13 protein-coding genes are annotated in these 14,965 nt (G+C 40.5%); 2 read left to right on the forward strand and 11 right to left on the reverse strand.

The window, feature by feature from the left end:
* Nucleotides 1–100: 100 nt before the first annotated feature.
* Entirely contained in the window at nucleotides 101–271 is a 171-nt protein-coding gene (locus Q9312_RS12540; protein WP_309201197.1) for a hypothetical protein, read from the reverse strand.
* Between Q9312_RS12540 and Q9312_RS12545 the strand changes: the two genes are divergently transcribed.
* Nucleotides 260–565, forward strand: a complete 306-nt coding sequence (locus tag Q9312_RS12545; protein WP_309201198.1) for a hypothetical protein — start codon at nucleotides 260–262, stop codon at nucleotides 563–565. The genes Q9312_RS12540 and Q9312_RS12545 overlap by 12 nt on opposite strands.
* Here the strand turns inward: Q9312_RS12545 and Q9312_RS12550 are convergent.
* From Q9312_RS12550 to glyQ, 7 genes are all read right to left on the reverse strand, one after another.
* Nucleotides 560–2,701, reverse strand: coding sequence for a peptidase domain-containing ABC transporter (locus Q9312_RS12550; protein ID WP_309201199.1), 2,142 nt, complete (start codon nucleotides 2,699–2,701; stop codon nucleotides 560–562). The two genes, Q9312_RS12545 and Q9312_RS12550, sit on opposite strands and share 6 nt — an antisense overlap.
* Nucleotides 2,702–2,703: 2 nt before the next feature.
* Nucleotides 2,704–3,948, reverse strand: coding sequence for an HlyD family secretion protein (locus Q9312_RS12555; protein WP_309201200.1), 1,245 nt, complete (start codon nucleotides 3,946–3,948; stop codon nucleotides 2,704–2,706).
* Nucleotides 3,949–4,066: 118 nt separating this feature from the next.
* On the reverse strand, nucleotides 4,067–6,748 hold the full coding sequence (lanKC, locus tag Q9312_RS12560; RefSeq protein ID WP_309201201.1) for a class III lanthionine synthetase LanKC: 2,682 nt from the start codon (nucleotides 6,746–6,748) through the stop codon (nucleotides 4,067–4,069).
* A 106-nt stretch (nucleotides 6,749–6,854) separates the two neighbouring features.
* On the reverse strand, nucleotides 6,855–7,049 hold the full coding sequence (locus Q9312_RS12565) for a hypothetical protein (protein WP_309201202.1): 195 nt from the start codon (nucleotides 7,047–7,049) through the stop codon (nucleotides 6,855–6,857).
* 325 nt (nucleotides 7,050–7,374) lie between these two features.
* Nucleotides 7,375–8,403, reverse strand: a complete 1,029-nt coding sequence (locus Q9312_RS12570; protein WP_309201203.1) for a diguanylate cyclase — start codon at nucleotides 8,401–8,403, stop codon at nucleotides 7,375–7,377.
* 94 nt (nucleotides 8,404–8,497) lie between these two features.
* Nucleotides 8,498–10,573 carry a glycine--tRNA ligase subunit beta gene (glyS, locus tag Q9312_RS12575; RefSeq protein ID WP_309201204.1) on the reverse strand — a complete coding sequence of 692 codons (2,076 nt, stop codon included), beginning with the start codon at nucleotides 10,571–10,573 and terminating at the stop codon, nucleotides 8,498–8,500.
* Nucleotides 10,574–11,515, reverse strand: a complete 942-nt coding sequence (gene glyQ, locus Q9312_RS12580; protein WP_353961537.1) for a glycine--tRNA ligase subunit alpha — start codon at nucleotides 11,513–11,515, stop codon at nucleotides 10,574–10,576.
* Between the two features lie 190 nt (nucleotides 11,516–11,705).
* On the opposite strand from glyQ, the gene Q9312_RS12585 reads away from it, so the two are divergent.
* Complete coding sequence (locus Q9312_RS12585) at nucleotides 11,706–12,272, forward strand: DNA-3-methyladenine glycosylase I (protein ID WP_309201205.1); 567 nt, start codon at nucleotides 11,706–11,708, stop codon at nucleotides 12,270–12,272.
* 4 nt (nucleotides 12,273–12,276) lie between these two features.
* Here Q9312_RS12585 and Q9312_RS12590 read toward each other — a convergent pair whose 3' ends face one another.
* The 3 genes from Q9312_RS12590 to Q9312_RS12600 are packed head-to-tail and all read right to left on the reverse strand — an operon-like array spanning nucleotide 12,277 to nucleotide 14,956.
* A complete protein-coding gene (locus tag Q9312_RS12590) occupies nucleotides 12,277–13,689 on the reverse strand; it encodes a hypothetical protein (RefSeq protein ID WP_309201206.1) in 1,413 nt (470 codons plus the stop codon).
* A complete protein-coding gene (locus tag Q9312_RS12595) occupies nucleotides 13,686–14,561 on the reverse strand; it encodes an ABC transporter ATP-binding protein (protein WP_309201207.1) in 876 nt (291 codons plus the stop codon). The genes Q9312_RS12590 and Q9312_RS12595 overlap by 4 nt, the downstream gene beginning before the upstream one ends.
* A gap of 5 nt (nucleotides 14,562–14,566) precedes the next feature.
* Nucleotides 14,567–14,956, reverse strand: coding sequence for a GntR family transcriptional regulator (locus tag Q9312_RS12600; RefSeq protein WP_309201208.1), 390 nt, complete (start codon nucleotides 14,954–14,956; stop codon nucleotides 14,567–14,569).
* Nucleotides 14,957–14,965: the final 9 nt, after the last annotated feature.

Below are 14,965 nucleotides of genomic sequence, written 5' to 3' on the forward strand. Positions count from 1 at the left end.
TCATAAAAAAACAAAGCTAGTGTCGACACTAGCTTTGACTTCTTAGGTTCTAATATTTAAAGATAGGCGATGAACTGTTTAATCTTTAAGAGTTTATCGTTTAAATAATTCGATCGGGTTCGTATTCGCGACAATCTCGGCAACCGCAACCCAGCCCGTGGGGAACATCGTCTCCAGCGAGTCCTCCAGATACCGCTTCAATTTCTTCGAAGGTCAATTCAGTTAGGTTTGTGCAAATAGTAGCGTCCTGATTGTCATCATGTTTAAACATAGTGATTTCCTCATTTTATCAAGTTTAAGAAGCAATGATTTTCAAGCTGAGCAACGTGTTTTCACATCTTCCGTTCTCGGAGATGGCGGTGAGAAAGCCACTTATCCATTTGCGACAATCCCACCGCACGTTGCTTCACTTGATATGTCATTAACCTACTGGCTAACGACAGGTTCAGTATCGGATTTTGCTAACCGTTTGGCTATGACTGCTCCGCCAAACTCATTAACTGTGACGACACTTCAAACGACAACCTATAAAAACATCAATAAAAACAATAAGATATGCCTATAGCAGATTTGACTCTAATAAAATAGCTTTATCCATGGGGTGAAGTATTCCTCGGTCTAAGGAGACCACTTTATCAGCCGAGCGAATGGTTTCTGGCCGATGAGCGATGATAATACGAGTAATATTAAGTTTTTTTACGGCTTCATTGACGACTGACTCTAATTTCGTATCGAGATTTGACGTTGCTTCATCCATAAATAATATTTTAGGTTTGCTGTACAGTGCTCGAGCTAAGAGTAAACGCTGTCGTTGGCCACCAGACAAAGTCGTTCCCATATCGCCGATAAGGGTATTGTATCCCATGGGCATATTCATAATGTCTTGATGAATCGAGGCGAGCTGCGCACTCTTTTTGACTTGCTCCTCGTCTACTTCAGGATCAAAGAATGAGATGTTGTCCATCAGTGAGCCAGAAAGCAACTGATCATCTTGCATGACGGCCGCGATAATTCGTCGGTAATTAGTGAGACCAAATTGATTGATCTCTACATCATCGATATAAACCTTCCCTTCGCTAGGAGACAGTAACCCAAGCATATTTTTCATAAGCGTGGTTTTTCCACCACCCGATGGGCCGACAATGGCCACCGATTCACCCGCCTCAAACGTATGACTCACTTTGTTAAAAATCATAGGTTCTGAGTCAGAATATTGGAAACTGAGTTTATCCAACGTTAACTTGCCTTGAACTTCTTTATCTTCTTCAACCAAGCGTTGTTGACCGAAATCCTCTTGTTCAGTTAAAGCAATATCGGCTATTCGATTTAAATGAAGGCCGAGCATTCTGAATTCAATTATCTTTTCGATGATTTTTGCTGACTTTTCGGTGAACTGGGTTTTATAGGCGATGAAAGCAAACAACATTCCTACGGAAAATTGTCCTTCTAAAACCAGTAGTGCTCCGAAGTAGATAACGGCAACATTCTCTATTCCAAATAAAGAGTCATTTATTGCCTTGTAGCTAATTTTAAGCTTATTTACTTTTATCTCTGCATTCATAGCATCGGCATAGTGGTTATGCCAAACGGTTTGTCGTTGCGGCTCGCGACCAAATAACTTAATACTTTGCGCGGCTCGTACGGTTTCCATAAAGTTAGTATTTTCTTTGGCGTTCGCTACGATCGCTTCTTCTTGTCGCCGCCTAAAAGGTTGGTACATTGCAAATCGCAAAATTGCGTAAACAATGACTACACCAAGTACAATACAGCCAAGAATTGGGCTGTAGATAAACATCATTATTAAAGTAGTGATCGTCATTAGCCCGTCAACCACCGCTTCAATCAGACCCGTTGTAATCAGGTTTTTAATATTATCCATTGAACTGAATCGAGAAACGATATCGCCGATATGGCGCTTCTCGAAAAAAGTCAGAGGTAAGTGAATTAAGTGTCGAAATAGATTGGCTGCCATTTGAATACTAAGTTGATTACTTAGGTACATAATAATGTAGCTACGTAAGGCCTGGGTACCTACGCCAATTAATGCGAGCAATAGAAATCCTAATGCTAGTACGACTAACAATTGGAGATCTTGTCCTACAACGACATTATCAACAACGAGCTGCATATAAAATGGGCTGACGAGTGCAAAAACCTGCAATAACATCGATAAGAAAAATATTTGAATGAGAACCCGTTTTAATCCGATTATTTTTGACCAAAGATCACTTAAGCGCATTTTGGTCTCATCATCTTTCTTCTTAAACTCTGTCGTCGGTGTGAGTTCTAACGCTACTCCGGTAAAATGATGAGAAACTTCTTCAATTGATAACGTTAAAACGCCACGAGCGGGATCGTGTATAACAACCTTATCTCGACTACAGCTTTTGAGAACAACGAAGTGATTGAGATCCCAGTGCAAGATACATGGCGTTTGCAATTGATTTAATTGTTCGAGTTCTAAGCGCAGCGCTCGACAAGAAAACTTCAAGTGATCCGCTGTTAGCATTAAGCTTTTAAGTGTGGCACCTTTAAGCGAGACCGGATAATGCCGCCGTAACGTATTTAAATCAATTTTATGACCATGAAAGCTTGATACCATCGCAAGACAAGCGAGTCCGCACTCAGCCATTTCTGTTTGTAAAATGGCGGGTAATTTCTGCTCGCCTTTAAAGGTAAGTAATTTAACTGGATTATCCATAATTAACGACCTTGTAAACTGTAAATTGGATCAAGCAACCAATCTAAAAGCGACAAATTTTCTAGAATGATATCGCCCTCTAATAGCATACCGGCTTGCAGAGGAAATGATTGACCGTAGGCTGTAACCTGTTGTTGATTTAAACTAACCGTTACGCGATAAACCGGTTCGTCGAGAGTTACTGGAACGGGTAACTCGTCTGGTCGCATAATGACTTCTGAAACGCGAACAATGTTCCCTTGATAGAGTCCATATCGTTGATAGGGAAAAGCGGTATAGCGAATGACCACTTTTTGATCCTTCTGTACGAAACCGATAGCCCGAGTCGGTACAAACAACTCGGCTTCAAATGATGCTCCTTCTGGCATTATTGCCAAAACAGGCATATTTCTTTTAATCGACTGACCAGTGTAGCTTTGCAATGCGGTAACTCTTCCGTCACTAGGTGCATGTAACGTAAAACTTCGCTGACTTTCGATGTTTAATATTTGTTGTTGAATACTACTCAGTTGTTGATCTAGTTCTGATTGAGCGATCGCCAAGCGCATAGGAATTTGTTGCAGTTGAAAAGCAAGATCTTCTTTTTTATTCTTTTTAACTAACAGCTGTCGGTTGTACTCATCTCTAGAAAATTTATGATCAAGCAGTAATTCGTATTGCTGATCTAACTTCTCATTCGAAATATGGCCTTTCTTATTTAACTGCTGATAATCTCTCAGTCTTTTTTCACTGAGTAAATACCGCTCTTCTGATGTAGATACTTGTTGCTTAAGTTGATCAATTTCAAAGTCAATACTTTTTAAACTGGCGCTGATCTTAGCTTCCTCTAAAATACTGAGTTGTTGCTGCTGCGACTTTTTAATGCCCAGTTCTTTGGCAACCTTTTTAAGTTCTGAGATTATTTCTGCATCAACATCAGAAGTGCTGGCCGTTGATCGACCTGTCGAAACAGTCAACAGAGGATCTCCCGCTTTAACCAGTTGACCTTCTTTGACCAGAATATTGGTCACCACACCTTCATTCTTCGCGTAAACTTTTGCTAAACCTTGGTCGGGTGTTAGGTATCCTGTGACGGTTTCTTTTCTGGCGTAATTACCCCAAAGTAATAAAGCAATGACTAAAATTGCGATTAAAGTGATTGCGATGGAAAGCACCGTAAAAGAAAGAGGCTGCAATACGATCACATTACCCCACAGTCGTTCTCTAGAGTGATCCAGTACTTCTTGCCTGAATAATTTTCTTGTCATTTTTTTTGCTTATCCGCGTTGATTACCTGAGCTAACTCTATTAAACACAATCCTTTTATTGCAAGTGAGAGAGTCGATTTTATTGGTAACCGAGTTATTTACTCGGTTACCTTGTCTATTATTTTTGAATTAGCTCATCGAGCATAAAGGTGTTGTTGGGTAAATTATGAATAAATCGATGTAAGAATAAAGCAACTCCACCAGATCCATCGTTGATATCGGTGCAGACCTTCATACGATTACTATCAGGAAAAACAATGCCATTATCGCGATCGACTTCGAACATTCTTAGTCCATCAACGACCTGATAGGTCAATGTTAAATAACTTTTATCGTTTAAGATTTGGTAAGCATCAAGTAAGTAGACTCCTAAACCGGTTAAACCAGTAGAAAATCCAGGGTTAATTGCGTATTTATGAGTTATATCGGCTTTTACACGACCAAGAAAATCTAGGTAGTCGGCTTTTTTGGTGACTTGATAAAACCTTAGTACCACACTGGCAATACCTGCGCTGCCAAATGCCAAATAGGGATAGACAATGTTGTCACCAGAGACGCGTGGAAAACCGATAGAGCCTCGAGCCGATTTCTCGAAAGATAAATCGAATTGCAATCCTTTCTCAGCTGTCTCTAAATACCGTTGTTGGCCGGTTACTTTATGCATGTAAAGCAAGAATAGTGCGATACCGCTCGCGCCCTCTAACAGTCCAAGGCTAATGCCATTGTCATCATCGGACTCTTCCCAACATAAGCCTCGATTAGACTGATAGGCAGTATCACACAGTACATCGGCTATTTTAGTGGCTTGTTTTAAATAACTCTCGTTAGCGTAGCGATTCCAGAAGTGCAATAGTGTCAAACCGAAGCCGGCTGCTCCGTATCCAAGATTCATTTTTTGAAATAGATTTGGGTGATGTAAGGCTTGTTTTAACGCATGTTTGGCGTCTTCTTCAAATCCAATACTGTCAAGTGCCCATGCCGTTCCGCTTAATCCATTCATTAATCCAGGGAGCTTGCCACCCGATTTTTCCTTGAGCTTATCTTTTATCCAATCCATCAACTCTTGCGGTAGTTCCTGTCCTGTTTTTGCCCAACTGTAAGCAACACCTAAGATGCCTTTGTCCATAGCAAAAATGTCTGACATTTGCGGACCCGTAGGTAATATTCTGAGTTCTGATTTTGGCTCGAGGTTTTGTTGATTATATTGATGTATTCCAACGAGACATTCGGCGGCGTGCTTTTCGATTTTGACCTTATTGCTTTTAAAGTTGAATTCAAAAGCATGCATGGCTGAGAGATCAATACTAAGTAATTCATCCTTTAGTGTATTTAAGTTAAGATTTTGCTCGGTTAGCAAGGTTTTGACTATGCGAATAAATCTTGTTGGAAGTCCATAGTCAAGATGAATATCTTCAAGAAGATTCGAGACGAATTGGTCGTTCAATTGCAACAAGGTCGTATTGGGAATAAACATGCCGGCAAGGATACAACCTAACGCGTAAAAGTCATCATGATAATCTGTCTCGTCTCGCTCAATGCGTTCGTACTTTGCAAATCCAGGAGTAAATAAATTGATCGGCTTATCGACGTTTCTTTCATATGCACCTTCGAAATCAATGAATTTTACTTCATGAGTTTCTTCATTGACCATAATGTTATGTGGAGAAATATCGCCAAATACGATCTTCTCTTGATGAAGTTTATTGACACAATCTAGTATGTTCGCCGCGACTTTTACTAGAATACGCATCCAAGACTGAACATCTTCTGTGGTCGCTTTCGAATGAGTGATTTTATTTATTTTTGCTTGGAAATTTTTAAGTGTAAGACCTTCAATCAGTTCTTGAGCAAGAAACTTATGTTCCCATTCGTCAAATAGGCTATAAACCTTAGGTGCGATATTTAACGGCTCAATTTTCTTCAATAGGCGATACTCTTTTTGTAATTGAGAAATAACATCGTATCCATCATCACTGATCCCGATGTAAGGACGAGCTTCTTTAATTAAAACTGTTTGCTTTGATTCAATATCATCCGCTAAATAAACACCACCAGCGTTTGATGCTTTAATTACAGCATTCACATCGTATCTTTGATCAAAATAGCCATTGGATGTACTGCTTTCTGAGTTCTCATTGTTTGATGTGATTCCAATCTCTTCATCATCAAATAAACGTTGAAATTCGGGTTTAATAAAGTCAGGCAAGTAAAAACTGGCTTGTCGCTTGTCTTCAATGTATCCATGTCGATTATCAAGAATATAGGACGTTTTCTCGCCCATGACATCTTGACCTGAAAGGCTTTTGAATCCACCATAGCGAAAGTAAATCACTTTAGAATCTCGATATTGACGGTCAGATAATATATAAGGACCTTGTTCTTCTTTAAGAGCAATGTAGAGTTGATCAAGTAATGATTTAAATTTTTCATTGCTTTGAGGATATATGGTAATGAATTTACCCGATGAAGATCGAGAGCAGTTTTTACTGAGTAGTTGACGAAGTATTTTTGGATCACTTGCGAATTTAAACTCAGTTTCTTCTTTTACACAAATAGCTAAAACTTTTTCTAGCGTTTGTAATGCACGCTCGGGTAGGGTTGAAACATGAATTTTCCAACCTTGAATCAAAGTATTGGTTTCTCTTGGGTGAACATACGTCCAAAAGTAATCTTGTTTCATTCTCCATACCGAGGGCAGTAACTCCGTGACATGGTCATAGTAGGTATCGTCTGGTAGACGAGCATCGAAAGGAATAAAGAAATCTGGGTGAGCATTAAGATCTTTGGCAACATTTTCCATGATCGCCTCCATGGTAATTTATCAAGTGAACAGGAAGTTTTGGTACTCTAGAAGAGCCACTTGTAAGGTTAATCACCTTACAAGTGGTACATCATGTCGTTATTGCTTATCGCAATACGTCATCACGGCAGCCGCGGCTTAAAGTAGACCATTCATTTGAACCTACAGTGCCACAATCGATGCTGTCTGTGCTCCATGCTTCAGCCATACGACCACCAGCAACTTCAGCAAGCTCTTGAAGGCCTAGAACTTTCATTTTGTCGTTGTTGATAGATACAGTGTTGTTAGTTTGCTTTTTCATAATTGCTTTCCTTTTTAGTTAGTGTGCGTTAGTGCACGAATGTTTTGTTAAAGTCCGTTGGGACGATTGCAATGTTAGGCAAACCTTCGAAGCTAAGCTTCTAATGAGACGACAAGCTTTTAAACTCGAGCGACATGCAACAAGAAATTCGATAACAGAAGCGACATTTTTTAAGCACTGAGGCGACAAAAAAGCAAAGAAAACTATTTAAATGCTTGATTTAATTGTATTTTTTAAGTGATTTAAAGTAAGTGGGAACTTCACTCAAAATAGTCTAGATGTGGGGTGATTTTGAGTGAAAATGTTTGAATTTTGTTGGCGTAATTTAAATTTTTTGGGGTGTTTCGCAGTGAACGCGATTTCGACCGTTGAGTTTTGAGCGATACAAGCCTTTGTCTGCTCGATCAAACAGGCTATGAAAATTATCTTGAGCATGCAATTCGGATAATCCAAAAGACATGGTAATGCTATCAATCTTTTTACTGGTCGCTTTATTGACAAATCCAAGGTTAGATATTTTCTCTCGAATATTGTTCATTAGTTTCATTCCGTCGTTCAACTTGGTGTTTGGCAGTAAAATTACGAACTCCTCACCGCCGTAACGACTGATGATATCGGAACCTTTCAAATTTGATTTAAGAGTATCGGCCACTAATTTAATCACTTTATCGCCGATGGTGTGACCGTGGTTATCATTAAACTGTTTAAAATGATCAATATCGCCGACGGCAAGCGTGATAGTATTGACCATCTCATCATCGACCATTTGATTAAATTCAGTTTGCAATGCGTTTCGATTCAGTAGACCGGTTAGTTGGTCTTGTCTGGCTTGCTTCTGAATTTGAGTGTATTTCTTTTGCAACACACGAATTTCAGCCATTACATTACTTAAATGTGACTCCAGCGAATTGACGGCCTTAAAAGTACTGAGGGTATTTTCAGACAGCGACTCCACCATACTTTTAATATCTTGATCGGTGATGGCCTTAAGCTGCTCTTTGGCTACTTTTAAGAAGTTCCGGTATTCTTTAAGTTGATTTCTAGCCTCAATAACAGCGCTACCGGTTTCATCAACGAGATCGGTAATGGTTTTATTAAAGCTATCGAAGTCGATGTATTTGGTTAGAACGAATTCACGGAACAGCAAATCTAGGGCGTTCGCATCCAGTTCGCCTTCTTTTTCGAATTCATTGACCCGTTTAACTAACTCATTAATGATATTGTGCTGATACTCAAAAGCAACCGAGTAAGCTATCGGGTGCGCAGGAATCTGTCTATCTCTAAGCCAGGTGAGAGATTGCAGTGAGAGTCTTCCTACAAATTTGGGGCTGTCTTGGTCGCTATCCGAACTCATGGTCTTTCTTTGAATATCCTGTCAATGCTTTAACTGTAGCCCAAAGCACTATAAAAGTCACCGCGGCCACTGAAAACAGTGGCCGGGAGAGATATTACTTTTGCAGCAGCGAAATATCTGCAATGGATAAAAAGAGCGAGTGCAATGCATTCAACAGTGCTAAACGATTAGACCGTACCTTGGTGTCTTCCGCGTTGACCATAACATGGTCGAAGAAAGCATCGACGGGCTCCCGGAGTTTGGCGAGCATGGTTAAAGCCGATTGATACTGGCTTTGCGCGACAAGTTGTTGAACTTCTTCAGTGATGGTTTCTAGCTGATCAAATAAAGCTCTTTCTTCCTCTTGCTCGAAGAGTTGGGCATCTACGCGATTTTGTTGCACATCGATATCCGCTTTGCTGAGGATATTGCCGACTCGTTTGTTGGCTGCCGCTAGGGCTTCACTGTCGTCGAGTTGATTAAAGTGATTAACAGCTTCTATTCGTTGTTGTATGTCGTATGGATTGGTAAGTTTGAGAGCAAAAACTGACTGCAACACCTGTGCGGAATATCCTCTTTCGAGATACCAGGCGTTCATACGACCCTCAATGAAGCTTAATACCTGTGAGCAAGTCTCTTCCGTCAGCTCGATGCCTTGATAACTACCGATACTTGAGTTAACCAGTGGTTTTAAATCTAGGTTAATCTTTTTCTCGGTTAATATTCTAATCAGTCCTACTGCTGAACGTCGCAAAGCAAACGGGTCTTTTGCCCCCGTTGGTGGCTGTCCAATTCCAAAAATACCGACCAGCGTATCGAGTCGATCGGCAATTGAAAGTGCGCTGCCTGTTGCGGATGACGGAAGTTGGTCTCCAGCAAAGCGAGGCTGGTAGATCTCATTCATTGCTTTGCAGACTTGTTCATTTTCGCCATCATTTTTAGCGTAGTAAGATCCCATAATTCCTTGAAGCTCTGGGAACTCATAGACCATGTTGGTCATTAAGTCAGACTTACATAAATCGGCGGCTCGTTGAATATCTTCCACATTACCCTGTAGAGGTGCAGCAAGTTCTGATGCGACTGCTTTGACTCTTTGAGTTTTATCAAACAAGGAGCCAAGTTTTTTCTGAAAAATAATATTCTTTAATTTCTCACTGTAACTATCTAGACGATGTTTTTTATCGGCTTCATAAAAAAACTTAGCATCGGATAAACGTGGACGTATCACTTTCTCGTTACCATCAATGACTGATTGAGGACGAGTACTTTCAATATTACTGACCGTAATAAAGTAAGGAAGTAACTTTTGCTTTTCGTCGACTAAATGAAAATACTTTTGATCCGCTTGCATAGTTGCAATCAATGCTTCAGCAGGTACTTCAAGGAAAGTTTCATCAAAACCACCTTGTAAAGCAACAGGCCACTCAACAAGTGCAGCTACTTCTTCAAGTAAGTCTTCATCGACCACTGGAGTTGCATTGAGGGTTTGCGCAATGGATTCGACTTGGTTTCGAATTTTTGCTTTGCGCGAGGCAAAGCTAACATCGACATAAGCGTTGGCAAGTTGCTCATCATAACTTTTAGGATTTTCAATCGTGATGGCTTGTGGGGCATGAAAACGATGCCCGAATGATTGGTTGCTCGCAGTAAGATCAAAAATTGTCGCTTGCGGTACCTCCTCGCCAAACAATATCAAAAGCCAATGAGGGACGCGAATAAACTCGTGATCTCCATTGCCCCAGCGCATGGCTTTAGGAATGGGTAGTTTGCTCAGTGCGTACTCGATGGCCTCTGGAATCAACTCCGATGTAGCCTGCCCTTTGACGGTAAGTTGAAAGGCCAGTCGTTCACCTTTCGGCGTACTCACTCTTTCTAAATCATCCACCTCGACGCCGCATGATTTGGCAAACCCGACTGCTGCGGGTTTAGGACTACCGTCAGCGTTAAATGCCGCAGCAACGGCTGGTCCTTGTCGGTCTTGAATTTTGTCCTGCTGTTGAGTGTCGAGTTCAAACACTCGAATGGCTAGACGTCGTGGTGTCGCCATCCATTCGCTGTCCACGTAGGATAGCTCTAACTCTTTGAGCTTTTGAATAAATCCATCATGAAACGCAGATGCTAATGCCTTAAGCGCCTTGGGAGGTAATTCTTCGGTACCTAGCTCGATCAATAAATCACGTGATTGAGTCATTTACTTATCTCCTTGGCTCGCATGCTGGCAGATTGGGAAACCAAGCGCTTCCCGAGAGGCGTAATAAGCTTCGGCGACTGCCCGCGCGAGTGCTCTAACCCGTAAAATATAACGTTGTCGTTCAGTCACAGAAATGGCATGCCGAGCATCCAGTAAATTGAATGCATGAGAGGCTTTTAATACGAGTTCGTAAGCGGGCAGAGGCAAGCCTTTCTCAATCATCATTTGGCTTTGTTTTTCGTAGTTATCAAACTGTAAAAATAAAAAATCAACATCAGCGTGTTCAAAATTATACGCGGATTGTTCCACTTCATTTTGATGGAAAACATCACGGTAAGTGACCGTTCCTTGAGGACCCTCGGTCCAAATAAGATCGTAAATGCTATCGACGCCTTGCAAATACATAGCTATACGCTCAAGTCCGTAGGTAATTTCACCGGTAATAGGGCGACATTCAAGACCGCCAACTTGTTGGAAGTAGGTGAACTGAGTGACTTCCATTCCATTGAGCCAAACCTCCCATCCTAGACCCCAAGCACCGAGCGTTGGAGACTCCCAATTGTCCTCGACAAAACGAACATCATGCTCGAGAGGATCAATACCGAGTACTCGCAACGATCCTAAATAAAGGTCTTGAATGTTTTCTGGAGCAGGCTTCAAAACGACTTGATACTGATAGTAGTGCTGCAATCTATTGGGGTTTTCTCCATAGCGCCCATCAGTTGGTCGTCGGCAGGGTTGAACATAGGCCGAGCGCCAAGGCTCAGGACCAATCGACCGCAAAAAAGTCATTGGATGAAAAGTACCCGCACCAACTTCTAAGTCAAGAGGCTGAACAATAACGCAGCCGTGTTCTGACCAATACGCTTGTAAAGCCATTATCAGGCCTTGAAAGGTACGTGGTGCACCGGAAATTCCTGAGGTTGCCTGTTGAGTCGCCAAAACGCTGCTCCAAAAGGGTTATATTATTCTTAAAAGCCGGATTATATCAGGGCTTGCACAGTGATCCTATGGTGCAAATAAAGATTCGAGAATGCTTTCATAAATTGTTATTCTTCTCGGTCTAGAATGTCCAAAATTCGCGCAGATTTTCGAAGGTTTGTCCGAATAACTATCACCAAAGTAGATATTTATGACTTTAGAAGGATTAACACGGTGCCATTGGTGCGGCGATGACTCGCTCTACGTTGATTATCATGACAATGAGTGGGGAATAGCTGTTTACGATGATCAACGCTTATTTGAATGTTTATGCCTTGAAGGCGCTCAAGCGGGACTCAGTTGGATTACCGTATTAAGAAAGCGTGAACAGTATAGAAAAGTGTACCATCAGTTCAATATCGAGGCGGTCAGTCAAATGAGTGATGAAGAGCTCGAAGAGATTCTAAAAGACCCCGGAGTGATTAGAAATAGGCTGAAGGTGTATGGCTTTCGTAAAAATGCCCAGGCGTTGTTAAATAACTTCGCAGATAAAGGAGCCTTTAGTCAGTACTTGTGGAGTTTTGTGGAAGGGAAAACAATAGTCAATCGATATAAACAAGGACAAAGCTACCCAACAACGAGTACACAATCTGACGCTATGAGCAAAGCGTTAAAAAAATTAGGATTTACTTTTGTTGGTTCTACGATATGTTATGCGTTTATGCAAGCAGTGGGCATGGTGGATGACCATGCCCCCGATTGCTTTCGCGCAAAGTAGGGTGCTAAATAATACTTTGCCGTTTAAAGCCTCGTGTAAATACAATAATAATACTCAATAACACTGCATTGAACGCCAAAAGCACATAGGTATCTGAGCGTTCGATTGTTGACGTTAGTAGGGTTAATCCAGCAAAAAATAAAGCATAAGTTGCGGCGCATAGAAAATGAGTTAAGGTACTTATTTTAGATCGAATCATTGCATAGCTTACACAAATAGTAAGAAATTTAAATGCAAAGAAGCCAGCTACGAACAACCAAATATAGTCACCACTAAAAGGTGATTGTCGAATGATTAAAAAGAAAACTAAAAAAGTAATACTGACTTCGATGGCTATGTTTAAAAGTACTTTCTTAATAATGACTCTTTTAAACGACTCGAAACCATCAACCGGAAGTTTGAGCCACAAAAAACGCTGAGCAAAATAAACCCGAGTGAATAAACTCGTATCAAACGCTGCAAAAAAGGCTAGAAGCATGATTAGCAAAAACTGAAAGAGACTGAGTAACTCTTTCGAATCAGATTTCTTTGTTGAGTCTAAAAAGCCGTCAAAAAAACCGATAAAAAACTCATTAATCGGTGAGTAAACTAAGCTCACAAGCATAACTAAGACCAAAAATGCTCGTGAAATAAATATCATTTGATACTGACCACTCATTAACGCGGTATCGAGCTGGTTATGAATGATTCCGAACTTCGCTCTGAGTGAATATCTTAATTGTATCCAGTTTCTATCAAAAAATAATGATAGGCGAGAAGGAGAACTTAAGCGAATATTAACTTCTTCATGGCTACTTTTAGATACATCAGAATTGAGACTGACTTTGGGTTTGATCGAGCGAATATAAAAAAACAGTATTGATACAAAAACAACACAAATAAACACCAGAAAAACGATGCTATTAAAACTAATATAATCAAAAAATTCACTACCAGAATTTTTCCTAACTCGTGATATTTCAGACGCTAAGAAAACGATAGTTGAAGCTAACCATATGGCTCCAGCAGTTGAGTTTATTATGGTTAATGTTAAACAACTAATTGCAATGGTGAAAACCATTAGAATTTGTATGCCGCTACCAAAACCCATACTTAAGATTGCTAGACAAGGTAAAACTGTGAATAAAAACAGTATCGCAATGATTGCAAAACCGATACTCGGTATGAATAGAGGCTTTAAATGGTTATATCTAGACCTAAGTAATTTACCTAAATACTGACCCCAAGTTATGGTAAACATCATTTGCAGTACCAAACCAATCATTACCATAAGAACCTGTAAGTTTTCTGGTTTAGGTTGGTCTGAGAAAATACCACTAAAGAGACTTGCCGATAACGCGACTACAAACACCCCAATAATACTCAGTATCCATTGCTGATAAACAAGCGTTCTAAATACCGCGGTTAGCGCCCTCATAAGTGCAACTCCACAAAAATATCATCAAGGCTTAGAAGTTCTAAACGGATGTTCGCTGTCAGTCGTTTAGACAATTCTTCTAAATTGATTTCTCGAATATCTTCGACGGTCACTGTGGCTTGATTTTGCGTCAGGGTAATATTTAACGTACCAGGAATTGCCAGCTCGTGTGGTAAAGGTTGAGAGCTTGTAATATGTAACTTAACGATGCGTTCTTTAAGATCGTCTATTTCACCATAAAAATAACACTGGCCATCTTTAATGAGTAACACTTTCGCCGCGACTCTCTCGAGATCAGACGTGATATGAGTTGAAAACAAGACGGTTTGCTGCTCGTTCGTATTGAGTTCTAGCAACGTCTTAATAAATTTTCTTCGTGTCGTCGGGTCTAAACTAGCGACTGGTTCATCAAGAATAAGCAGATCTGGCTCAGGTGCGATCGCCATGATAATGGCTAGTTTTTGTTGCTGACCAGTCGACAACTTGTGAACTTTACTACGCCTATCAAGCTGCCAGTCGTTTAATAAAAAATCAACCAAACTCGAGTTCCACTGTGGATAAAAACTTTGGGTATAGTCAATTAACTGTTGAACACTCATCCAAGAGAGAAGTTCAGACTCTTGCGACACGTATCCAATTTTCTGTTTTGTCTGACTGGAAAGATCAGGTACGGTTTCGCCAAGTAATTTAATATTGCCGGAGTCTGCAAGATGTAATCCTATCAGAGTTTGTAATAACGTCGTTTTTCCTGCACCGTTGCTTCCTAAAATACCAACGACGGAGCCTTTTTCGATGGTAAAGCTAAGGTCATTCAGTACGTGATGCTTTCCAAAAGATTTTTTGAGTTGATTAACTTCGATTATATTCTGCATTTCACTTATTTCTCATACTGTGAACGAATGGCGGAGACAAGAGTTGTTAGGTCAATTTCTAACTGTCTAGCTTCGGTGATCAAAGAGTCAATTGATGGAGCTAATAATGTAAGCCTTTCTTCAAGAGTGCCAGCTACAGGCATTTGGCTTGAAACAATCATACCTTTGCCCCTTTGTCTTTCTAAAATGCCTTCTACTTCAAGCATCGAGTAAGCTTTTGAAATAGTCATAGGATTCACCGCGAGTTGACTGGCGACATTCCTTACTGACGGCATTGCATCGCCAGGCTTTAATTGTTCACTAGCAACCATTCGCTTAATTTGGTCGATAAGCTGACGATAAATTGGAACACCTGAAGAGGGCGCAATCTCAAGAGGTATAAATGGGTTCAGCATAATGAGTTA

It is taken from the genome of Pleionea litopenaei (assembly GCF_031198435.1).
Lineage (GTDB): Bacteria > Pseudomonadota > Gammaproteobacteria > Enterobacterales > Kangiellaceae > Pleionea > Pleionea litopenaei.

What these genes read in the sequence shown, in the direction of transcription:
- Q9312_RS12545 (WP_309201198.1), top strand. Translation starts at nt 260, where the DNA reads ATGTTTAAACATAGTGATTTCCTCATTTTATCAAGTTTAAGAAGCAAT.
- Q9312_RS12540 (WP_309201197.1), bottom strand. Translation starts at nt 271, where the DNA reads ATGTTTAAACATGATGACAATCAGGACGCTACTATTTGCACAAACCTA.
- Q9312_RS12550 (WP_309201199.1), bottom strand. Translation starts at nt 2,701, where the DNA reads ATGGATAATCCAGTTAAATTACTTACCTTTAAAGGCGAGCAGAAATTA.
- Q9312_RS12555 (WP_309201200.1), bottom strand. Translation starts at nt 3,948, where the DNA reads ATGACAAGAAAATTATTCAGGCAAGAAGTACTGGATCACTCTAGAGAA.
- lanKC (WP_309201201.1), bottom strand. Translation starts at nt 6,748, where the DNA reads ATGGAAAATGTTGCCAAAGATCTTAATGCTCACCCAGATTTCTTTATT.
- Q9312_RS12565 (WP_309201202.1), bottom strand. Translation starts at nt 7,049, where the DNA reads ATGAAAAAGCAAACTAACAACACTGTATCTATCAACAACGACAAAATG.
- Q9312_RS12570 (WP_309201203.1), bottom strand. Translation starts at nt 8,403, where the DNA reads ATGAGTTCGGATAGCGACCAAGACAGCCCCAAATTTGTAGGAAGACTC.
- glyS (WP_309201204.1), bottom strand. Translation starts at nt 10,573, where the DNA reads ATGACTCAATCACGTGATTTATTGATCGAGCTAGGTACCGAAGAATTA.
- Q9312_RS12585 (WP_309201205.1), top strand. Translation starts at nt 11,706, where the DNA reads ATGACTTTAGAAGGATTAACACGGTGCCATTGGTGCGGCGATGACTCG.
- Q9312_RS12590 (WP_309201206.1), bottom strand. Translation starts at nt 13,689, where the DNA reads ATGAGGGCGCTAACCGCGGTATTTAGAACGCTTGTTTATCAGCAATGG.
- Q9312_RS12595 (WP_309201207.1), bottom strand. Translation starts at nt 14,561, where the DNA reads ATGCAGAATATAATCGAAGTTAATCAACTCAAAAAATCTTTTGGAAAG.
- Q9312_RS12600 (WP_309201208.1), bottom strand. Translation starts at nt 14,956, where the DNA reads ATGCTGAACCCATTTATACCTCTTGAGATTGCGCCCTCTTCAGGTGTT.